General features: G+C 63.9%; 21 protein-coding genes. 17 read left to right on the top strand and 4 right to left on the bottom strand.

Translation table 11 applies throughout. The features are described 5' to 3' along the window. The first annotated feature begins 66 nt into the window (after positions 1–66). The 9 genes from NPS46_RS01550 to NPS46_RS01510 all read left to right on the top strand — a co-directional run bounded on the left by NPS46_RS01550 (position 67) and on the right by NPS46_RS01510 (position 7,997). A complete protein-coding gene (locus NPS46_RS01550; protein ID WP_274104628.1) occupies positions 67–1,092 on the top strand; it encodes an NAD(P)H-dependent glycerol-3-phosphate dehydrogenase in 1,026 nt (341 codons plus the stop codon). Positions 1,093–1,110: 18 nt separating this feature from the next. Next, positions 1,111–1,446 carry a DUF4389 domain-containing protein gene (locus tag NPS46_RS01545; protein ID WP_274104627.1) on the top strand — a complete coding sequence of 112 codons (336 nt, stop codon included), beginning with the start codon at positions 1,111–1,113 and terminating at the stop codon, positions 1,444–1,446. Further along, complete coding sequence (gene sixA, locus NPS46_RS01540) at positions 1,443–1,898, top strand: phosphohistidine phosphatase SixA (protein WP_274104626.1); 456 nt, start codon at positions 1,443–1,445, stop codon at positions 1,896–1,898. The genes NPS46_RS01545 and sixA overlap by 4 nt, the downstream gene beginning before the upstream one ends. Before the next feature lie 122 nt (positions 1,899–2,020). Continuing rightward, positions 2,021–3,706: an AMP-binding protein gene (locus tag NPS46_RS01535; RefSeq protein WP_274104625.1), complete on the top strand. Its 1,686-nt coding sequence runs from the start codon at positions 2,021–2,023 to the stop codon at positions 3,704–3,706. Between the two features lie 2 nt (positions 3,707–3,708). After that, positions 3,709–4,152 (top strand): hotdog fold thioesterase, encoded by a 444-nt coding sequence (locus NPS46_RS01530; RefSeq protein ID WP_274104624.1) that lies wholly within the window; start codon positions 3,709–3,711, stop codon positions 4,150–4,152. 111 nt (positions 4,153–4,263) lie between these two features. Further along, positions 4,264–5,070 carry an alpha/beta fold hydrolase gene (locus tag NPS46_RS01525; RefSeq protein ID WP_274104623.1) on the top strand — a complete coding sequence of 269 codons (807 nt, stop codon included), beginning with the start codon at positions 4,264–4,266 and terminating at the stop codon, positions 5,068–5,070. Continuing rightward, positions 5,067–5,921, top strand: a complete 855-nt coding sequence (locus tag NPS46_RS01520; RefSeq protein ID WP_274104622.1) for an alpha/beta hydrolase — start codon at positions 5,067–5,069, stop codon at positions 5,919–5,921. The genes NPS46_RS01525 and NPS46_RS01520 overlap by 4 nt, the downstream gene beginning before the upstream one ends. 148 nt (positions 5,922–6,069) lie before the next feature. After that, a complete protein-coding gene (locus tag NPS46_RS01515) occupies positions 6,070–6,876 on the top strand; it encodes a DUF4892 domain-containing protein (RefSeq protein ID WP_274104621.1) in 807 nt (268 codons plus the stop codon). Between the two features lie 68 nt (positions 6,877–6,944). After that, positions 6,945–7,997, top strand: coding sequence for an AI-2E family transporter (locus NPS46_RS01510; protein WP_274104620.1), 1,053 nt, complete (start codon positions 6,945–6,947; stop codon positions 7,995–7,997). A gap of 60 nt (positions 7,998–8,057) precedes the next feature. On the opposite strand, the gene xopAW is transcribed toward NPS46_RS01510, so the two are convergent. The 3 genes from xopAW to NPS46_RS01495 form a co-directional block, all read right to left on the bottom strand. Then, complete coding sequence (gene xopAW / locus NPS46_RS01505) at positions 8,058–8,858, bottom strand: XopAW family type III secretion system calcium-binding effector (RefSeq protein WP_274104619.1); 801 nt, start codon at positions 8,856–8,858, stop codon at positions 8,058–8,060. Positions 8,859–8,971: 113 nt separating this feature from the next. Then, positions 8,972–10,021, bottom strand: coding sequence for a sensor histidine kinase (locus tag NPS46_RS01500; RefSeq protein ID WP_274104618.1), 1,050 nt, complete (start codon positions 10,019–10,021; stop codon positions 8,972–8,974). Beyond that, entirely contained in the window at positions 10,021–10,785 is a 765-nt protein-coding gene (locus NPS46_RS01495) for a response regulator (RefSeq protein ID WP_274104617.1), read from the bottom strand. Before NPS46_RS01495 ends, NPS46_RS01500 begins: the two co-directional genes overlap by 1 nt. A gap of 309 nt (positions 10,786–11,094) precedes the next feature. Between NPS46_RS01495 and kdpF the strand changes: the two genes are divergently transcribed. The 8 genes from kdpF to NPS46_RS01455 all read left to right on the top strand — a co-directional run bounded on the left by kdpF (position 11,095) and on the right by NPS46_RS01455 (position 19,576). Next, positions 11,095–11,184: a K(+)-transporting ATPase subunit F gene (gene kdpF / locus NPS46_RS01490; RefSeq protein WP_003446770.1), complete on the top strand. Its 90-nt coding sequence runs from the start codon at positions 11,095–11,097 to the stop codon at positions 11,182–11,184. 11 nt (positions 11,185–11,195) lie between these two features. Continuing rightward, the gene (kdpA, locus tag NPS46_RS01485) at positions 11,196–12,890 is read left to right on the top strand and encodes a potassium-transporting ATPase subunit KdpA (RefSeq protein ID WP_274104616.1); all 1,695 of its coding nucleotides are present in this window, start codon (positions 11,196–11,198) and stop codon (positions 12,888–12,890) included. 10 nt (positions 12,891–12,900) lie between these two features. After that, positions 12,901–14,964, top strand: coding sequence for a potassium-transporting ATPase subunit KdpB (gene kdpB, locus NPS46_RS01480; protein ID WP_425312671.1), 2,064 nt, complete (start codon positions 12,901–12,903; stop codon positions 14,962–14,964). A 66-nt stretch (positions 14,965–15,030) separates the two neighbouring features. Beyond that, a complete protein-coding gene (gene kdpC, locus NPS46_RS01475; protein WP_274104615.1) occupies positions 15,031–15,579 on the top strand; it encodes a potassium-transporting ATPase subunit KdpC in 549 nt (182 codons plus the stop codon). Positions 15,580–15,618: 39 nt separating this feature from the next. After that, positions 15,619–18,276 (top strand): sensor histidine kinase, encoded by a 2,658-nt coding sequence (locus NPS46_RS01470; protein ID WP_274104614.1) that lies wholly within the window; start codon positions 15,619–15,621, stop codon positions 18,274–18,276. 36 nt (positions 18,277–18,312) lie between these two features. Beyond that, the gene (locus tag NPS46_RS01465) at positions 18,313–19,008 is read left to right on the top strand and encodes a response regulator (RefSeq protein ID WP_274104613.1); all 696 of its coding nucleotides are present in this window, start codon (positions 18,313–18,315) and stop codon (positions 19,006–19,008) included. Between the two features lie 86 nt (positions 19,009–19,094). After that, positions 19,095–19,376, top strand: a complete 282-nt coding sequence (locus tag NPS46_RS01460) for a ribbon-helix-helix domain-containing protein (protein ID WP_274104612.1) — start codon at positions 19,095–19,097, stop codon at positions 19,374–19,376. Next, positions 19,373–19,576: a type II toxin-antitoxin system RelE/ParE family toxin gene (locus NPS46_RS01455; protein ID WP_274104611.1), complete on the top strand. Its 204-nt coding sequence runs from the start codon at positions 19,373–19,375 to the stop codon at positions 19,574–19,576. Before NPS46_RS01460 ends, NPS46_RS01455 begins: the two co-directional genes overlap by 4 nt. A gap of 120 nt (positions 19,577–19,696) precedes the next feature. On the opposite strand, the gene NPS46_RS01450 is transcribed toward NPS46_RS01455, so the two are convergent. Beyond that, positions 19,697–20,734: a patatin-like phospholipase family protein gene (locus tag NPS46_RS01450; protein WP_274104610.1), complete on the bottom strand. Its 1,038-nt coding sequence runs from the start codon at positions 20,732–20,734 to the stop codon at positions 19,697–19,699. Between the last annotated feature and the right edge of the window lie 106 nt (positions 20,735–20,840).

Here is a 20,840-nt window from a genome sequence, read left to right as displayed (position 1 = left end):
GACTGGTCGCGCTTCGGGCGCTCCGTATAATGTGCGCATTGCCTTGATTTGGATAACGGATTGCATATGACTGAACAGCGCCCTATCGCGGTCCTCGGAGGCGGAAGTTTCGGGACCGCCGTGGCCAATCTACTGGCTGAAAATGGTCATTCGGTTCGCCAGTGGATGCGTGATCCCGAGCAGGCCGAAGCCATTCGGACCCATCGCGAAAATCCGCGTTACCTAAAAGGTATCAAGATCCTTCCGGCAGTTGAGCCGGTCACGGACCTGCAGGCTACGCTCCAGGCTTGTGATCTGTGTTTTGTCGCCTTGCCGTCCAGTGCCTTGCGCAGCGTGCTGGCGCCCCATGCCGAACGCCTGCGCGGCAAAATGCTGGTCAGTCTGACCAAAGGCATCGAGGCGCAGACCTTCAAGCTGATGAGTGAAATTCTCGAAGAGATCGCCCCGCAGGCGCGGATTGGCGTGCTGTCGGGGCCTAACCTGGCCCGAGAGGTCGCCGAGCACGCGTTGACCGCCACCGTGGTCGCCAGTGCCGATGAGGCGCTGTGCGAGCGGGTCCAGGCGGCGTTGCACGGGCGCACCTTCCGGGTCTACGCCAGTGCCGATCGTTTCGGCGTGGAACTGGGTGGGGCGCTGAAGAACGTCTACGCGATCATCGCCGGCATGGCCGTGGCGCTGGGTATGGGCGAGAACACCAAGAGTATGCTGATTACTCGTGCCCTGGCGGAAATGACCCGTTTTGCAGTCAGCCAGGGCGCCAACCCCATGACGTTTCTCGGCCTGGCCGGGGTCGGTGACCTGATCGTCACCTGCTCCTCGCCCAAGAGCCGCAATTACCAGGTCGGCTTTGCCCTGGGCCAGGGCCTGAGCCTGGAAGAGGCGGTGACCCGCCTGGGTGAAGTGGCCGAAGGGGTCAATACACTCAAGGTGCTCAAGGCCAAGGCCCAGGAACTGCAGGTTTACATGCCACTGGTGGCGGGCCTGCATGCGATTCTGTTCGAGGGCCAGACCCTCGAGCAGGTGATCGGCCTGTTGATGCGCGGCGAGCCCAAGACCGATGTCGACTTTATTTCCACCAGCGGTTTCAACTGAGTAGGTCAGGAGAAAGACATGAGCGAACCCAAATACGAATCCATCGTCTTGCGCATTCTCTGGATGCTGGTCTTCCTGCTGGTCTGGCAGGTGGCGCAACTGCTGCTGGGTGCGGTGGTGCTGGTTCAACTGGCGTACCGGCTGTTCTACGGCGCACCGAGCGCCAACCTGATGAACTTTGGTGACAGCCTCAGCCAGTATCTGGCCCAGATCGGTCGTTTCGGCAGTTTCCACACCGAACAGAAGCCCTGGCCTTTTGCAGACTGGCCAGCACCGCGCAGCCCCGAAGGTGAAACGCCGCACCAGGTGCCACCCGCAGCCCATCCGGTCCGCGACGAGGAACCCAAGCTATGAAGCTTTGGGTGCTGCGCCACGGCGAAGCCCAGCCGCATGCGGCTCGTGACGCCGACAGGGCGCTGACGGAACACGGGCGCGAGCAGGTCCTGCACAGTGCCGCCCACCTGATCGGTCAGCCGCTCGCGGCGATTATTGTCAGCCCCTATGTGCGTGCACAGCAGACCGCCGAACTGGTGCGCGCCACGCTGGCTTTCGAGCCGCAACTGTTGACGGTGCCCTGGTTGACCCCGGACAGCAGCCCGCTGAAGGTCCTGGAGAGGTTGGAGATGGAGGGCGATGTATTGCTGGTCAGCCATCAGCCGCTGGTGGGGAGCCTGATCGGGCTGTTGCAGCACGGCCACCTGCGCTCGCCCGTGGGAATGAATACCGCCAGCCTTGCCGAACTCGAAGGTGAATGGCCGCTGGCCGGCTCGATGACCTTGCGTTCGCTGCATCATGCTCAGCCCTGAGTGCTAAGTCGCACGCATGAAGCTTGCGTCTGCCGTCTAATGTTTTTGTGAAATAGCCAGCCAAGCAAGTGCTTGGTTGGCTACGCTGTCCCCACATAAAAACAAATGAGGGGGGCGTTCGTATGTCGTGTGTCGTTCGTTTACCACTGGCGGTCTTCTACGAGCGCGAAGCTCGGCACCCCGCCAAGCGCTATCTGGTCCAGCCGCACGAGGACGGGCAGGTCGAGGAACTGAGCTGGGCCGAAGTCGGCCGCCAGGCACGCTGCGCTGCACACTGGCTGCGCCAGCGCAACCTGCCGGTGGGCAGCACGGTGGCGATTGTCTCGAAGAACTGCGCGCACTGGATCATTGCCGACCTGGCGATCTGGATGGCCGGCCATGTCTCGGTGCCCCTCTACCCCAATCTGAACAGCGAGTTGGTCGCCCAGGTGCTCGACCACAGTGAAGCCGCGCTGGTGCTGGTCGGTAAGCTGGATGACTGGCCGGCCATGGCCGCGGGTGTCAGGTCGGACCTGGCGACGGTTAGTCTGCCCCTGGCACCACCTGGGACGTTTAGCCATTCCTGGGATGAGTTGCTGGCCTGTGCGCCCATCGACGACAACCCGGCACCTGCTGCCGGGCAGCTGGCGACGATCATCTACACCTCCGGTACCACGGGAATGCCCAAGGGGGTGATGCACACTTTTGCCAGCCTGGGATTTGCCGCCAGCAATGCCGCCACGCTGTTCAGCCTGGGGGAAGAGGATCGACTGCTGTCCTATCTGCCGCTGTGCCATGTGGCAGAACGGATGTTTGTCGAACTGGCCTCGATCTATACCGGCCAGACCGTATTTTTCGCACAAAGCCTCGATACCTTCCTGATCGACCTGCAACGCGCCCGGCCCACCGCATTGTTTGGTGTGCCGCGTATCTGGACCCGATTCCAGATGGGGGTCTACGCCAGGATTCCCGCCAAGCGTTTGGACCGCTTGCTCGGGTTGCCGTTTATCGGGCGCCGGGTGGGACGCAAGGTGCTGGTGGGACTGGGCCTGGATGCCTTGCGTGTGGCCTTGTCGGGAGCCGCACCGGTGCCGCCGGCCTTGTTGCGCTGGTATCGACGCCTGGGGCTGGAGGTGCTGGAGGTCTACGGCATGACCGAAAACGGCGGCTACTCCCATATCGGTCGTCCCGATCGCCAGCAGGCCGGCTGGATCGGCCTGCCGTGCCCCGGGGTGGAAGTACGCATCGACGGCCAGGGTGAAGTTCAGGTGCGCAGTGGTTCGACCATGCTGGGCTATTTCAAGGAGCCCGGGAAAACGGCCGAGGCGCTGACCGAGGACGGTTTTCTGCGCACCGGCGACAAGGGTGAACAGAATGAGGCGGGGTATCTGCGCCTGACCGGCCGGCTCAAGGAGATCTTCAAAACCAGCCGGGGCAAGTACGTGGCCCCGGCCCCGATTGAAAATCAGTTGGCAGCCCATGGCGGGATCGAGCAAGTGTGTGTGGTCGGCGATGGCCTGGAGGCGCCGCTGGCACTGTGCGTGTTGTCTGCCGCTGCCGCGCAGGAGCCGCCGCACGTGCTGCAGGGCAGCCTGGTCAGCCTGCTGGAGCGCATCAATGCGCGTCTCGATAAGCACGAGCGCGTCCACCGGCTGGTGGTGGTCAGCGATAGCTGGGCGGTCGAAAACGGTTTCCTGACCCCGACCCTGAAGATCAAGCGTGGGGTGATCGAGCATATTTACGGTGCTTATTTTCAGGCGTGGAGCGCGCACCCGACTCCGGTTATCTGGCAACATCCGAGCGTCAGTCAATCCATAGGGAATCAATAATAATGAGCGTGTGGCGCACCCTTCCGAATATCGAGCAACTCAATGCCTTGCAGAAGAACACCATCGGCGAAGTGCTGGATATCCGCTTCGAAGCCTTCGATGACGAGTCCCTGACCGCCAGCATGGTGATCGATCACCGCACCCACCAACCCTATGGCCTGCTGCATGGTGGCGCCTCGGTCGTACTGGCCGAGACGGTCGGTTCCATGGCCAGCTACCTGTGCATTGATGCCAGCCGGTTCTACTGCGTAGGCCTGGAGATTAACGCCAACCATTTGCGCGGTCTTCGCAGCGGGCGGGTCACGGCCGTGGCGCGGGCCGTGCACATCGGCCGGACGACCCATGTCTGGGATATCCGCCTGAACAGCGACGAAGGCAAGGCCAGCTGCATCTCGCGCCTGACCATGGCCGTGGTGCCGCTGGGTGAAACCCCGCCGACGCGCTGAATCGCGCCAGTGGCATGGCCGGACTGTCATCTGTCCTGGCAGTTACGGTCATTGCCGCGCGTGCAGCGCCTGCGGACAATGACCGCTGTTTTTACGAATGGATGTACCGGTATGTCGCAACAGGTCTTTTTCGCCCATGCCAATGGCTTTCCCTCGGGCACCTACGGCAAGTTGTTCGCCGCGCTGGCGCCGGAGTTCGAGGTCGCGCATTTGCATCAGCATGCCCACGATCCGCGATTTCCGGTGGATGACAACTGGCTGAACCTGGTCGACGAGTTGATCCATCACCTCGAACAGCAGCCCGAGCCGGTCTGGGGCGTGGGGCATTCCTTTGGCGGTGTCCTGCATCTGCATGCGGCCCTGCGTTGCCCGCAGTTGTACAAGGGCGTGGTCATGCTGGACTCGCCCGTGCTGACCCGTACCGACCAGTGGGTGATCCGCGCGGCCAAGCGCTTTGGCTTTATCGACCGCCTGACTCCGGCGGGCCGCACGCTGGGCCGGCGTGAGGAGTTCAGCGATCTGGAGGCCGCTCGCCAGTATTTTGCTGGCAAGCACCTGTTTCGCGAGTTCGATCCGCAATGTTTCGATGACTATCTGCAACATGGCCTGCACCCCGTGGGCGATCGCCTGCGGCTGCGCTTCGATCCGGCCACGGAAATCAGCATTTATCGCGGCGTACCCCATATCAGTCCGGGGCGCGTCAGGCAGTTGAAAGTGCCGCTGGCCCTGGTGCGCGGGCACAGCAGCCGGGTGGTCATGCGCCATCATGTCTATGGTGTCGGGCGCCTACCCATGGGCGAGTCGCTGAGTATGCCGGGCGGGCACATGTTCCCCCTGGAGCGGCCGCAGGACACCGCCCAGATGCTCAAGGACCTGTTCAGCCGCTGGCAGCATCGCCAGGCGCGTGACTGCGCATGAGCCTGGACGTCGAGGAGGTGCGCCTGAGCCTGCCCCATATCGAGTTGGCGGCGCATGTATTCGGCCCGGCTGACGGGGTGCCGGTCATTGCCTTGCATGGCTGGCTGGACAATGCCAACAGCTTTGCCCGATTGGCGCCGCGCTTGCACGGGTTGCGGATCCTGGCAATCGACATGGCCGGCCATGGGCATTCGGCCCATCGTCCGCTGGGGGCCGGCTATGCCTTGTGGGACTACGTCTACGATGTCCTGCAGGTGGCAGAGCAACTGGGCTGGCAGCGGTTTGGCCTGCTGGGGCATTCGCTGGGCGCGATTGTCTCGGTGGTGCTGGCGGGGGCGATGCCGCACCGTGTCAGCCACCTGGCGCTGATCGACGGGGTGTTGCCGCCCACCGCCAACGATGAAGACCCTGCCGAGCGCTTGGGCATGGCCCTGCAGGCGCAGCTCGACCATGAAAACACGCGCAAATCGGTGCACAAGACTCTGGAGCGGGCAATCGAAGCCCGGATGAAGGGCGTGGTGGCGGTCAGCCGTGAGGCCGCCGAGTTGTTGGCTCAGCGCGGCTTGATGCCGGTGCCGGGTGGCTACACCTGGCGCAGTGACAGCCGCCTGACCCTGCATTCGCCGTTGCGCCTGAGCGAAGCACAGGCGCTGGCCTTTGTCCGCCGCGTGGCCTGCCCAACCCGACTGGTAGTCGCCCAGGAGGGCATGCTGGCACGGCACACGGCCCTGCTCGAAGGTCTGCCTTTTGTGGTCGAATACCTGCCCGGCGGCCATCACTTGCATCTGAACGACGAGTCGGGAGCGGTTCTTGTTGCAGATTGTTTCAATCGGTTTTTCGCCATTTCTTGACTTGCCGGGGGCAACTGTCGAGGCTGGGCGGGTTGAAACGGGAGACACCCATGTACGATCTCCATACCGCGGCGCCCCCGAACGGCCACCTGGACCCAGCTCTCGTTGCTGAAGGCGCCCCGGCCACGCTGACCCGATGAGAGACTCCATGCGTTCAATCATTCTTTTTGCGCTGTGCTGTTTCAGCGCCCCTTTACTGGCTGCAGACCTGCCTGACGGGCACGATCTACCCAGCCTGCCACGGCCCGGTGATGCACGAATCGTCGATTCGCGGCCGGCAACCGAACTCGAGCGGATCTACCCGCTGGGCGCGATCCGCAAGATCAGCGGTCGCCTGCGCTTCGAGAGCCAGGTCAGTGCCCGCGGGCAACTGAGTACGGTGACCTACGAGCTGCCGGCCGAACACTATGCCAACGAGGCCTTCACCGCCGCGCGCGAAGCCCTGCAAAAGAACAACGCCCAGTTGCTGTTCTGGTGCCAGGCCCGTGATTGCGGGGAAAACAGCCTGTGGGCCAACGAGGTGTTTGGCAACGCGGTGCTTTCCGGTGCCGACGACCAGCAGGCCTATCTGCTGTTGCGCCTGGCCGCTCCCCAGGACGACACGCTGGTCGCGCTGTATGCCATCACCCGGGGTAACCGCCGTGCCTACCTGCATGTCGAGCAATTCAGCGCCTCGGCGCCGCTCGGAGAGTTGCTGCCGACGTCCGCCACCCTGTTGCGTGAGCTCAAGAGCAGTGGCGACCTGGACCTGCCGGCGCTGGCCAGCGAGCCGCAACCGGCGTGGGTCCAACTGCTGTCCCGGGGCCTGAACCTGGATACGACCCTGCGGGTCAGCCTGTCCGGTGCCCATGCCGAGGCCTGGCGCCAGGCGCTGGTGGCGGCCGGTGTACGGGCCGCCCGGCTGGAACTGGGCAGTGCCCAATCTTCGGGCTTGCACCTGGAACTGCTGCGCTAAGCTGTGTGGACGGGTGCCCGGAGGGTACCCGCCAACGCTGTTCTCTCTGATTCTGTACGGAAAACCCCATGCTCAATAATGATCGCCTGCTGGTGCAGATCCTGCTGCTGGTCCTGTTCGGTGCCAGCTTCTGGGTGATGGCGCCGTTCTGGTCGGCGCTGTTCTGGGGGGCGGTACTGGCTTTCGCCAGTTGGCCGCTGATGCGCCTGCTGACCCGCTGGCTCAATGGTCGCGAATCCCTGGCCGCCGGGCTGCTGACATTGGGCTGGATGGTGTTGGTCGCCGCGCCGCTGGTCTGGCTGGGTTTCAACCTGGCCGACCATGTGCGCGATGTCACGATCTTTATCAAGGATGTCCAGGTCGATGGCCTGCCCGAGGCGCCTAGCTGGCTGGCGGGGGTACCCCTGGTCGGTGAGCGGCTGGCAGGTTATTGGAGCAGCCTCGACGAGCAGGGCGCGGCGCTGATGGCGGCGACCAAGCCGTACCTGGGCATGGTCGGCAACTGGCTGCTGGCGCGCAGCGCGCAGTTGGGCGCCGGGATGCTCGAACTGACCCTGAGTATTGTCTTCGTGTTCTTTTTCTATCGTGACGGCCCGCGCCTGGCGGCGTTTGTCCACGGGCTGCTGGAGCGGCTGATCGGAGAGCGCGCGGCCTACTACCAGCACCTGGTGGCAGGGACCGTGCAGCGAGTGGTCAACGGCGTGATCGGCACCGCGGCGGCCCAGGCGCTGCTGGCTTTGATCGGGTTCCTGATTGCCGATATCCCCGGTGCGCTGGTATTGGGGCTGGGTACCTTCCTGCTGAGCCTGATCCCCATGGGGCCGCCGTTGATCTGGGTACCGGTCACCGCGTGGCTGGCCTGGAAGGGCCAGTATGGCATGGCCATCTTCCTCGGGATCTGGGGCACTTTCGTGATCAGCGGCGTCGATAACGTGCTCAAGCCTTACCTGATCAGCCGTGGCGGCGATCTGCCGTTGGTGATTGTGTTGTTGGGCGTCTTTGGCGGCTTGATCGCGTTCGGCTTTATCGGCCTGTTTATCGGCCCGACCTTGCTGGCAGTGGCCTATAGCCTGTTGCTGGACTGGAGTGCCAGCCAGGCGCGGCGCGAAGAGAAAAATTAGCACGTAAATCGTCGGAGCCGGCCGCTGGGCGCCATGCCCGGCGGTCGGCTTCGGCTGTTTTCAAGCGGCGATATTGACGCTGCTGCCGACCTGGGTTGGAGTCTGCACCTGATACTGCTTGTTCAGGTTGACGATCATCCTGCTCAGGGCCTCGGCGATCTTGTCCTGGGTGGTCTGGTTCGTGGCAGTGCTGCGATCGCTGTCGAGCACCTGGAGCAGGGTCGAACTGTAGTCGCTGCTGGTGCTGTTGTTATCGCTGGCGGTTTGCAGGGCGCTGGTCAGCTCACTGGTGTTGATGCTGCCAGTGCTATCGCTGTCCAGTTGGCTGAACAGGCTGGTGTTGTCTGCCGATTGCGCCTGGGGCGGTGGCGGCGGGGCCAGGCTGGCGGCCAACTCGTCGACGCTGACGACGCCGTCCTGGTTCTTGTCCAGTGTCGAAAACACCTCGCTGCTGTCGGCCGTGCTCCCCGCACTGCTCAGCCCTGCGCTGAGCTCGTCGGCGCTGATCGCGCCATCACCGTCGCTGTCCAGCGCGCTGATCAGGGCGTCGGCCAGTTCGGTGTTCGGCGCCTGGTCCCGTGGCGGCGGCGGAGGTGGCGCCATCGCGGCCATTTCTTCGCTGCTGAGGCTGCCACTGCCATCGCTGTCCAGGTCGCTGAAGTGCTGGCTCAGGCTGACCAGAATCCCGTTATCGCTGTTCTGTGACGCAGCGCTGCTCAGTTCATCCTGTCCAATACTACCGTCGCCGTTGCTGTCGAGTTGGCTGAACAGCTCCTTTTGCAGTGGCTGGCTGCGCGTCGTGGCCGTGCTGGCCGAGCCGTAGCTGCTGTAGCTCGAATAACTGCTGACGCTACCGATCATGGTGTGCACTCCCTAAGTGTTGACGAAGCCGGTCGCGGTGCCCGGCTTGTACAGGTTCTTCGGGTGATGTGTCGTGGGTATGCGGGTTTTGTACCGATCGGCACACAGGGCCATCAGGCGCTGGGATGGCGGGGCAGGTCGAGCTGGGCCGTCAGGCCGCCACCGGGCGTCTCTGCGAGGGTCAGGTCGCCGCCCAGGCGCCGGGCGGCCTCACGCGCAATGGTCATGCCCAGGCCGACGCCGCCGGAGTTGCGGTTGCGTGAGCCTTCCAGGCGATAGAAGGCCTCGAACACTGCTTCACGCTGATCCTCGGCAATCCCCGGGCCGTGATCGATGACCAGGATCTGCAAGGCTTGCCGGCTGTCTTGCAGGCGGATGCAGGCGTGGCCGGCATAACGCAGAGCATTGTCCAGCAGGTTGTTCAGGCATGAGCGCAGGGCCATCGGCTGCACCTGCAGCGGCGCGCAGTGGCCGTCGACCTGGACATCGGCGCCCTGGTCCTGGGCGTTCTCGCACATTGACTCGACCAAGGCCTGCACATCCAGCCATTGCACGGCTTCGCTGGTGCGTTGCTCGTGCAGGTAGCTGAGGGTGGCATCGAGCATGCTGATCATGTCGTTGAGGTCCTGACGCATCTGGCCCTGGAGTTTTTCGTCGTCGATCTGTTCCAGGCGCAGCTTGAGCCGCGAGAGCGGCGTGCGCAGGTCGTGGGACACGGCGCCGAGCATGCGCGCGCGCTGCTGCACCTGCTCGCGAATACGCTTTTGCATCAGGTTGAAGGTGATCGCGGCCTGGCGGGCTTCGCGTGGACCGGACTCATCCAACGGCACGCTGTCGAGGTTTTCGCTCAAGCGCTCGGCGGCGTCGCTTAGGCGCTGGATCGGTCGCGCCAGCAGCTTGGCACCATACCAGGCGGCGACCACCAGCGAGATCAACTGGAACGACAGAGGCACCAGCGGGCCGCCATACCAGGGCCGAGGCGGCGGCCTGGGGCCGGAAGGCAATGGCGGCATCTGACCCTGCAGCCCGGGCGGAGGTGGCGGCGGTGGCGGTGGCCCGCCGTAGTGCTGGAACCAGAGAAAGGCCAACAGATGCGCCAGTACGATTGCCAGCAGCAACACGCCAAACAGGCGGCTGAACAGGGTATCGAACCGGCTGCGCATCAGCCGATGTCCCGGGCGTCGAACAGATAGCCTTCACCGCGCACGGTCTTGATCAACTGCGGCGCCTTGGGGTCGTCACCGAGCTTCTGGCGCAGGCGTGAGACGAGCAGGTCGATGCTGCGATCGAAGGCCTCGATGGAACGGCCACGTGCCGCGTCGAGCAGTTGCTCGCGGCTCAGCACCCGTCGGGGGCGCTCGATAAACACCCAGAGCAGGCGGAACTCGGCGTTGGACAGCGGCACCACCAGGCCATCGGCGGCGACCAGCTGGCGCAAGACGCTGTTCAGGCGCCAGTTGTCGAAGCGGATATTGGCCCGTTGCTCGCTGCGGTCATCGCGGACCCGCCGCAGGATGGTCTGGATACGTGCCACCAACTCGCGGGGCTCGAAGGGCTTGGCCATGTAATCGTCGGCGCCCAGCTCCAGGCCGATGATGCGATCGGTTGGCTCGCAGCGGGCGGTGAGCATCAGGATCGGAATATCCGATTCGGCGCGCAGCCAGCGGCACAGCGAGAGCCCGTCTTCGCCGGGCAGCATCAGGTCCAGCACCACCACATCGAAGGTTTCGGCCTGTAGCGTCTGGCGCATGGCTGCACCGTCGGTCACGCCTGTGGCGAAGATATTGAAGCGGGCCAGGTAGTCGATCAGCAGTTCGCGGATCGGGATGTCGTCGTCGACGATCAGCGCGCGGACATTCCAGCGCTTTTCATCGCCGGTGGTGGTTGGCGCGTGGGTGTCGCCCAAGGGCGGTGAGCTGTTGTGCATGGTTTGCCTGGAGGCGCTGGCGACCACAGTGAGAGGCCGCGAAGAAAGGGCAGGATAAGCGTCCGCCGGGAAAGCCGGAAGTACCCCTCACAAGTGTAGTCGCGCACAAGCCTAGCCTTGGCGCATGTTGGGCGGTTGTCGGTTGTGTATCGAGACTGATACATGGCCGGGGCCGTTGGTTTTCACGGCTTGGGTCCCAGTCTTTACGCTTTCTTTATGCCGATGCGCAGGCCTCGGTCTCGTTCCTTTACGCGCGCTCTGCGGACAATTGAGACACACGCGGCAATGGCCGTATCACGGAGAATTTCCATGGGCGTTCTGGATGGGGTGTCACTGCTGCTGGCAGTGGGGCTGTTCGTTTATCTGCTGGTGGCGCTGTTGCGCGCGGACCGGAATTAGGAGCAGCGATTATGCACGGTTATGACTATGGGCTGATCCTCGCCTTCTTCGCGCTGGTGTTGATCCCGGCACCTTTTCTGGGGCGTTTCTACTACAAGGTGATGGAAGGCCAGCGCACCTGGCTGTCGCCGATCCTGGGGCCGGTGGAGCGCGGTTGCTACCGCCTGGCCGGGGTCGATCCGGCTGCCGAGCAGAGCTGGCAGAAATACACCCTGGCCCTGCTGGCGTTCAACCTTGCAGGCTTCTTGCTGTTGTTCGCCATCTTGCTGTTCCAGGAGTACCTGCCGCTCAACCCGGAGCATTTGCCGGGGCAGGAGTGGACCCTGGCGTTCAATACCGCCGTGAGTTTCATGACCAACACCAATTGGCAGAACTACAGCGGTGAAGCCTCGCTCAGCTACCTGAGCCAGATGGCCGGCCTGACCGTACAGAACTTTGTCAGCGCCGCGACGGGCCTGGCCGTGCTGGTGGCGTTATGCCGCGGGATCGGTCGGCGCTCGGCGCAGACCCTGGGCAACTTCTGGGTCGATATGACCCGCGCCACCCTTTACGGTCTGCTGCCGTTGTGCCTGGTGCTGGCGCTGCTCCTGGTCTGGCAGGGCGTACCGCAAACCTTTGCCCACTATGTCCACAGTTTGACCATGCAGGGCGTGGAGCAAGTGATTCCCCTGGGCCCGGCGGCCAGCCAGATCGCGATCAAGCAACTGGGCACCAATGGCGGCGGTTTCTTCGGGGTCAACTCGTCCCACCCCTTCGAGAACCCGACGGCCTGGAGCAATCTGTTCGAGGTGGCGTCGATCATCCTGATCCCGGTGGCACTGGTGTTTACCTTCGGTCATTACGTCAAGGACCTGCGCCAGAGCCGCGCGATCATCGCCTGCATGCTGGCGTTGTTCCTGATCGGCGGTGGCACGGCCTTGTACGCCGAGTACCAGCCGAACCCGGCCCTGAGCAACGTCGCCGTCGAACAAACCGCGCCGCTGGAAGGCAAGGAGTCGCGCTTCGGCACGACCGGTTCGGTGCTCTGGTCGGTGACCACCACCGCGGCGTCGAATGGTTCGGTCAATGCCATGCATGACAGCCTGAACCCGCTGACCGGCATGGTTGCCCTGGTCAACATGATGGTCGGCGAGGTGATCTTCGGCGGCGTCGGCGCGGGTCTCTACGGCATGTTGTTGAACGTATTGATCGCGGTATTCCTCGCCGGGCTGATGATCGGACGTACCCCGGAATACCTGGGCAAGAAGCTCCAGGCCCGCGAGGTGCAGTTGCTGGTGGTGACCTTGCTGGTTATGCCCATTGGCGTGCTGGTGCTGGGTGCGCTGGCGGCCAGCCTGCCAGGGCCGGTGGCCTCGGTGAGTAACCCCGGGCCCCATGGGTTCAGCCAGTTGCTCTATGCCTACACCTCGGCCAGCGCCAATAACGGCTCGGCATTCGCCGGCTTGAGCGGCAATACCCCATACCACAACCTGATGCTCGGCCTGGGCATGCTGATCGGGCGCTTCGGCTACATCCTGCCGGTGCTGGCCCTGGCGGGTAGCCTGGCGCTGAAGAAAACCGCGCCGATTGGCCAGAACAGCTTTCCGACCCACGGTCCGCTGTTCGTCACCCTGTTGACCGTGACCATTTTGCTGGTGGGCGGCCTGACCTTTCTACCCAGCCTGGCCCTGGGGCCGATTGCCGAACACTTGAGCCTGGGCTTCTGAGGAATCGATGATGAATATGCCGCTTCCCGTCATTAAACCGGCTGCCAGCAAGGCCGCCGAACCGCCGAAAACCGCGCTGACTGCCCTGTGGCGCCCGGCGCTGGTACAGGCCTTCGTCAAGCTCGATCCGCGTCAGCTCAAGCGTGCCCCGGTGATGCTGGTGGTGGAACTGACGGCGATTCTGACCACGCTGCTGTGCCTGGTCCCGGACCCTGCCGTACCGACCCTGGTGGCCGCGCAGATCGCCCTGTGGCTGTGGTTTACCGTGCTGTTTGCCAACTTTGCCGAAGCCCTGGCCGAGGGCCGGGGCAAGGCCCGCGCCGACAGCCTGAAAGCCGGCAGCGAAGGATTGAGCGCGCGTCGCCGCAAGGGGGACGGAGCCTTCCAGATCGTTGCGGCGACCAGCCTGCGTCAGGGCGATGTGGTACGTGTCGAAGCCGGGGAGATGATCCCCGGCGACGGCGAGGTCATAGAGGGCATCGCGGCTGTCAATGAAGCGGCGATTACCGGTGAATCGGCGCCCGTGATTCGTGAGTCCGGCGGCGACCGCTCGGCCGTGACCGGCAATACCCGGCTGGTGTCCGACTGGCTGCTGGTGCGCATTACCGCCAACCCTGGCGAGTCGACGCTGGACCGGATGATTGCCCTGGTCGAGGGCGCCAAACGCCAGAAAACCCCCAACGAAATCGCCCTGGATATCCTGCTGATCGGCCTGACGCTGATCTTCCTGATCGTGGTCGTGACGCTGCAACCGTTTGCCCATTTCGCCAACGGCAGCCTGCCGCTGGTGTTTCTGGTGGCGCTGCTGGTAACGCTGATCCCGACCACCATCGGCGGCCTGCTGTCGGCCATCGGTATCGCCGGGATGGACCGCCTGGTGCGCCTCAATGTGATTGCCAAGTCCGGGCGTGCGGTGGAAGCGGCAGGCGATGTGCATGTGCTGCTACTGGACAAGACCGGCACCATCACTTTCGGCAACCGCCGTTGCAGCGCGCTCTATGCGACCCCGGGCGTGACCGCCAGTGAGTTGGCCGAGGGTGCCTTGCTGGCTTCGCTGGCGGATGACACGGCGGAGGGTAAGTCCATCGTCGAGTACCTGCGCGAGCTGCACCCGCAAACCGAGCCACCGGCGGCGGCGCTGACGGCCGTACCCTTTACCGCTGAAACGCGCCTGTCGGGCGTGGATTACCAGGGCCGGGCCTATCGCAAGGGCGCAGTCGATTCGCTGCTGAGCTTTATCGGTCTTACGCGCAGCGAGGTGCCGGCGGCGTTGTCCCGGGAGATCGACAAGATCGCCCAGAGCGGTGGTACGCCGTTGCTGGTCTGTGTCGACCGACGCTTGCTCGGGGCGATCCACCTCAAGGACGTGGTTAAACCGGGGATTCGCGAGCGTTTTGCCGAGTTGCGCAAATTGGGGATCCGCACCGTGATGGTGACGGGCGACAACCCACTGACCGCGGCGGCCATTGCGGCAGAGGCGGGGGTCGATGATGTGTTGGCCGAAGCCACGCCGGAGAAGAAGCTGGCGCGGATCCGCCAGGAACAGAACGACGGTCGCCTGGTCGCCATGTGTGGTGACGGGGCCAACGATGCCCCGGCCCTGGCCCAGGCCGACGTCGGTATGGCGATGAACGATGGCACTCAGGCCGCCCGTGAAGCGGCCAATATGGTCGATCTGGACAGCGACCCGACCAAACTGCTGGACGTGGTGCAGATCGGCAAGGAACTGCTGGTGACGCGTGGCGCGCTGACGACCTTTTCCATCGCCAACGACGTGGCCAAGTATTTCGCGATTCTGCCGGCCTTGTTCGCGGCTATTTATCCACAGTTGGGCGTACTCAACGTGATGCACCTGAGCAGCCCGCAGAGCGCGATTCTCTCGGCGATCGTGTTCAACGCCCTGATCATTGTGGTGCTGATTCCCCTGGCCCTGCGTGGCGTGCGGGTCCAGGCGGCGAGTGCGGCCCATCTGTTACGGCGCAATCTGCTGATCTACGGCGTTGGCGGGCTGTTGGTGCCGTTTGCCGGGATCAAGCTGATCGACATGTTGCTGACGGCCCTGCACCTGGTCTGAGTTGCCTCGCCTTCACGCAGGTCGGGCCTGCGTGGAGGCACCGAAACCCCATTGAGGATTGGAAAAATGTCTAGCGTGATTCGTCCGGCCTTGAGCCTGATTGTTCTGATGACCCTGATAACCGGCGTGGCCTACCCCCTGGTTGTGACGGGTGTGGCCCAGGTGGCCTTTCCCGAGCAGGCCAATGGCAGCCTGGTGCGCGACACCGACGGCCAGGTGCGCGGCTCGGCGCTGCTGGCTCAGGATTTCAGCGGTGATGGCTGGTTCCATCCACGGCCGTCCGCTGCGGCCTATGCCACGGTGGCCAGTGGCGCGAGCAACCTGGGGCCCAGTAATCCGGCTCTGGCGGCACGGGTTTTCGATGACGCGGCCAAACTGGCGGTCACCGGGCAGGGGGCGGTGCCATTGGCGTTGTTGACAACCTCGGGCAGCGGTCTTGATCCACACTTGCCTCCGGCGGCGGTTCACTATCAACTGGCGCGGGTCGCGGCCGCACGCCAGTTGCCGGTTGCGACGCTGGAGCAACTGCTTGAGGCGCGGATCGAACGCCCTCTGGTAGGCCCGCCGGTGGTCAATGTGCTGGCCCTGAACAGAGCCCTGGCTGACTTGAAATAAGCGTGTCCCGCGATTGATTGAACGAAGAGAGAACCGAGCATGAGTGATTCCGGCCGCGCCGACGCGCTGTTAGCCGAACTGCCCCGTGATGGTCGTGGCCGGCTGAAGGTCTTTCTGGGCGCCGCGCCCGGCGTGGGGAAAACCTACGCCATGCTGCAGGCGGCCCATACGCAGATGCGCCAGGGCGTCAGGGTACTGGTCGGGGTGGTGGAAACCCATGGCCGGGCGGAGACCGAAGCGCTGCTCGGTGGCTTGCCCCAGCAACCGTTGCTGCGTTCGGAGTATCGCGGGGTGATGCTCGAGGAGATGGACCTCGACGGCCTGCTCAAGGCCCGGCCCAAGCTGGTGCTGGTGGACGAACTGGCCCATAGCAATGCGCCTGGCAGCCGACATGCCAAGCGCTGGCAGGATATCCAGGAACTGCTTGCGACCGGTATCGACGTCTTTACCACGGTCAACGTCCAGCATCTGGAAAGCCTGAATGATCAGGTGCGTGGCATCACTGGGGTCCAGGTCCGCGAGACGTTGCCGGACTGGGTGTTGCAGGAGGCCTATGAACTGCTGCTGATCGACCTGCCGCCCCGTGAGTTGCTGGAGCGCTTGCGCGACGGCAAGGTCTATGTGCCCGAACAGGCACGGGCGGCCATCGATGCGTTTTTTACCCAGACCAACCTGACGGCCTTGCGTGAACTGGCCATGCAGACGGCGGCGGCCCAGGTTGACAACGACCTGGCCCAGGGCTATCGGCAACTGGGCCAGGCGGCACCGGCCCTGCGTGGGCGGCTGCTGGTGGGCGTCGATGGCGATGCTCAGGCCGAGCGGCTGGTGCGTCACGCCAGCCGGGTGGCGCAACGCCGTCATCTGCCCTGGAGCCTGGTGCATGTGGACAATGGCAGCCTGCGCAACGAACAGTCGCGCCTGCGTCTGCAAAACGCCCAGCAACTGGCCGAGCGCCTGGGCGGTGAAGTGGTATTGCTGCGCGCCGGTGAGGTTGCCAAGACCCTGATTCAGCACGCGGCGGAGCGGCGGGCCAGCCTGGTGCTGGTAGGCCAATCGCGACCGCGCTGGCGTCGACGCCTGTTCGGCGGCGGCTTGGCCGCGCGCTTGCTGCGCCATGCGCGCGGGCTGGAAATCAACGTGCTCGACAGCGATGAAGGGCCGCCCCAGCCACGTGTGCGTACGCCCCATGCGCTGCCCTGGTTCGACTACCTGCTGGCGCTGGTCGCGACAGTGCTGGCCAGCGCGCTGGCCTGGGGGGTGTCAAGCCTGTTGGCGCTGCCGAACATCTCTCTGGTGTTTCTGGCCGCGGTATTGCTGGTGGCGGTGCGCAGCAGCCTGGGCCCGGCGCTGGCCTGCGCGGCGCTGTCATTTCTGAGTTACGACTTCCTGTTTATCCCGCCGAATTTCTCCTTCAGCATTCAGCGCGAAGAAGATGTATTGACCCTGCTGTTTTTCCTGTTGATGGCGGCCCTGACCGGCAACCTGGCGGCCCGTCAGCGGCGCCAGTTGCAAGCACTGCGCGACACCCAGGAGGAAACCAGCGAACTGCTCGACCTGTCGCGCAAACTGACGGCCGCGACGGATCGGCGTGCGGTCATTAGCGCCGCGGCGCAGCATCTCAATGCCTGGGATGAGCTGCAATTGTGCCTAGTTGATCGCGATAGCGAGGCCGAGACCGGTTGGAGGATCGAGAGCGGCGGCCCACTGAATCTATCCGAAGCCGAGCGGGCTGCGGCCGACTGGGCCTGGCAACACGATCAGCCGGCAGGCATGGGCACGGGGACGTTGCCCATGGGGCGCTGGTGGTGGTGGCCATTGTCGGTGGAAGAAGGACCGCTGGCGTTGCTGGGGGTCAGCTCCAAAGACGGTCGGGCACTCAGTGGCCAGCGGCGCCGGCTGCTGACAGCGCTGAGCCAGCCCTTGGCCCAGGCGCTGGCCCGCGCCCGTCTCGCCCAGGAGCTGGAGGCGGCGCGGCTGCACGGCGAAACTGAACAACTGCGCAGCGCCTTGCTGGCGTCGGTTTCCCATGACCTGCGTACACCGCTGACGTCCATGCGCGGGAGCATCGATAGCCTGTTGACCCTGGGCGAAGCCATTGCACCGAGCGATCGCCGGGAGCTGCTGGAGGGTACGCGCGATGAGGCCGAACGCCTGGATCGCTATATCCAGAACCTGCTGGACATGACCCGTCTCGGTCACGGTTCGCTGAAGTTGGCGCGGGACTGGGTGGCGCCGGCGGATATCGTCGGCAGTGCGCTGGGCCGGCTGCGCGCGGTGTTGGCGCCCCTGCAGGTGAGCACCGAGGTACCGGCCCAGTTGCCCTTGCTGTACGTGCACGCGGCCTTGATCGAACAGGCACTGGTCAATGTGCTGGAGAATGCCGCGCGTTTCTCGCCGCCCCACGGGCGTCTGTTGCTCCAGGCGGGGGCCAGCGACAGCGAGCTGTTTTTCGCCGTCAGCGACGAAGGCCCGGGGATTCCCGAGGCCGAGCGCGGGAAGATCTTCGATATGTTCTACACCGCCGCGCGCGGCGATCGCGGCGGGCAGGGCACAGGGTTGGGGTTGGCGATCTGCCAGGGAATGGTCGGTGCCCATGGCGGGCATATCGGCGTCAGCGAGGGCATCGACGGGCGGGGGACGCGGATCACGCTGTACCTGCCGTTGCAGGCCCAGCCGGGGGGTGAGAATGAAGCCTGATATGCTCTGGCAATCCTTTTGCCATGGCCCGATATCATGAGTCAGACCGCGACCATCCTGGTGATCGACGACGAACCGCAGATTCGCAAGTTCCTGCGTATCAGCCTGGCGTCCCAGGGCTACAAGGTGCTTGAGGCCGGTAGCGGCAGCGAGGGGCTGGCCGTGGCGGCACTGAACAAGCCCGATGTGTTGGTACTCGACCTCGGCCTGCCGGATATGGATGGCCAGCAGGTGCTGCGCGAGTTTCGCCAATGGTCGAGCGCACCGGTGCTGGTGTTGTCGGTGCGGGCGGCCGAGGGGCAGAAGGTCGAAGCGCTGGATGGTGGTGCCAACGACTATGTGACCAAACCCTTTGGTATCCAGGAATTCCTGGCGCGGATCCGTGCTCTTTTACGCCAGGCCCCACTCGGCGAGGCTCAGGAGTCGGCGTTGAAGATGGGGCCGCTGACCATTGATCTGGCCTATCGGCGGGTGCTGCTCGATGGCGTCGAGGTCGCCCTGACACGCAAGGAATACGCGGTGCTCGCCCAATTGGCCCGGCACCCTGGGCGGGTGATTACCCAGCAGCAATTGCTCAAGGATGTCTGGGGCCCGACCCATATCGAGAACAGTCATTACTTGCGCATTGTCGTCGGTCATCTGCGGCAGAAGCTTGCGGATGATCCGACCTGTCCACGGTTTATCGTCACCGAAGCCGGGGTCGGTTATCGGCTGATCGAGGCCGACGGTTGACGGCGGCACTGGTCGGTTAACTCGCGACAGCCGATCACGCTTGCGCTAGCCTTTTCCCCTGTTGATGGTTTAACCGAGGGCGCTCCATGCGTATCACTGAACAGCTCAGCATTTCCCTGCCCAGGGAAATGGCGGAACAGATCAAGGCCAAGGTGGCAGCGGGTGAATATGCCACGCAGAGCGAGATGATTCGCGATGGCCTGCACACACTGCTGGAGCGGGACTTGGCTGCCGATGGCTGGCTTCTGGAACAGGTTGCCCCGGCTTATGACGCGCTCAAGGCTGAGCCAGCGCGCGGGCTGAGCGCTATCGAGGTGCGTGAAGCCCTGGCGGCCGAGTACCGCCGAGCGAGTGATAAAGGCCCATGAGGCTTGGCGTCGACTTCTCTCCAGAGGCGTTGACGCAACTGCGCAGGCTGTTTCGCTACATTGCGGAAGTGGCTACGCCCATGGTGGCGGCACAGTATACCGATTTGATCGTCAGCTATTGCGAAAGCCTGCGGACCTTCCCTGAACGCGGGGTCCGCCGTGACGATATCCGCCCGAACCTGCGCATGACCTATTACTGAAAGCGTGTGGCGATTGCCTTTGTTGTAAGGGAAGAGGGGATCGGCATCGTAGGTATTTTCTATGGTGGACAAGTCTATCAGGCTCGATTGGGTTGCCCTATCGAGCCTTGACTCACTCGCTCAATCGCGCTCGTTTTCATAACGGTCCAGGGTATCCCGGGCGATCTCCCGGCCCAGGGCGATCAGCTCCGGGGCCTTGTAGAACTCGAAGAAACGGCAGACGCGCTTTGGCACGTTGATCAGGATATCCGGTGGATAGCCGGCAATCTTGTATTGGGCCAGCGAGGTCTGCATCACCTCGAAGCTCTGGTTGATCAGGTCGAGCAGCGACGCCGGACCGACGTTATCGATGATGAACGAGCCGGTGGCCGAGCGCGGTGCCCCTTCGTTTTCAGGGGCGGCAGCGGCTTGCTGGGCTTCTGGTTCGGGCGGCTCAAGCCAGGGGTTGATATCGCTGGCCACGCTACTGAGGGCTTCGCGCTCTAAACGCAGCAATTCCTCGGCCTGCTTACGCCGGAACGGCAGGTGCGAACCCAGGGAGTTGAGCAGGTTGTCGAAGCGGCTTCTAAAGGCGGCCGGACGCTGGATAACCGGCAGTTGATAGTGTTTCTGGTTGGTCGAGTTGAGGTTGACCGCAATGATGAGGTCGCAGTGGCTGGAGACCACCGGCACGATGGGCAAGGGGTTGAGCAGGCCGCCGTCGACCAGCATGCGATTACCTTGCATGACCGGCGTGAACAGGCTGGGGATGGCCGCCGAGGCGCGCATTGCCTGGTGCAAGCAGCCTTCCTGGAACCAGATTTCCTGCTGGTTGGTCAGGTCGGTGGCTACCGCGGTGTAGGGAATGCGCAGTTGCTCGATATTGATCTCACCAACGATCTTGCGGATCTGGCCAAAGACTTTCTCTCCACGAATCGCCCCCAGGCGAAAACTCACATCCACCAGGCGCAGCACATCGAGGTAGTCCAGGCTCTCGATCCAGTTCCTGTAGTCATCGAGTTTTCCGGCGGCATAGATCCCGCCCACCACCGCGCCCATGGAGCAGCCAGCGACACAGGCGATATCGTAGCCACGGCGTTCGATCTCCTCGATCACGCCGATATGGGCGTAGCCCCGTGCTCCTCCAGAACCCAGTACCAATGCGACACGTTTTTTCATGACTCGAACCTTCGGCAAACAGGCGCCCACAATGCACCCGCAAGAGGCTGTCGACAATCGTTGGACGGCGTGGTTTTTCAGACTGGGCAATCAGGCACTTTTAGCC

It is taken from the genome of Pseudomonas putida (assembly GCF_028682395.1).
Lineage (GTDB): Bacteria > Pseudomonadota > Gammaproteobacteria > Pseudomonadales > Pseudomonadaceae > Aquipseudomonas > Aquipseudomonas putida_AB.
The sequence above is the reverse complement of the archived record's forward strand: the minus strand, read 5'-3'. Positions and strand labels throughout refer to the sequence as shown.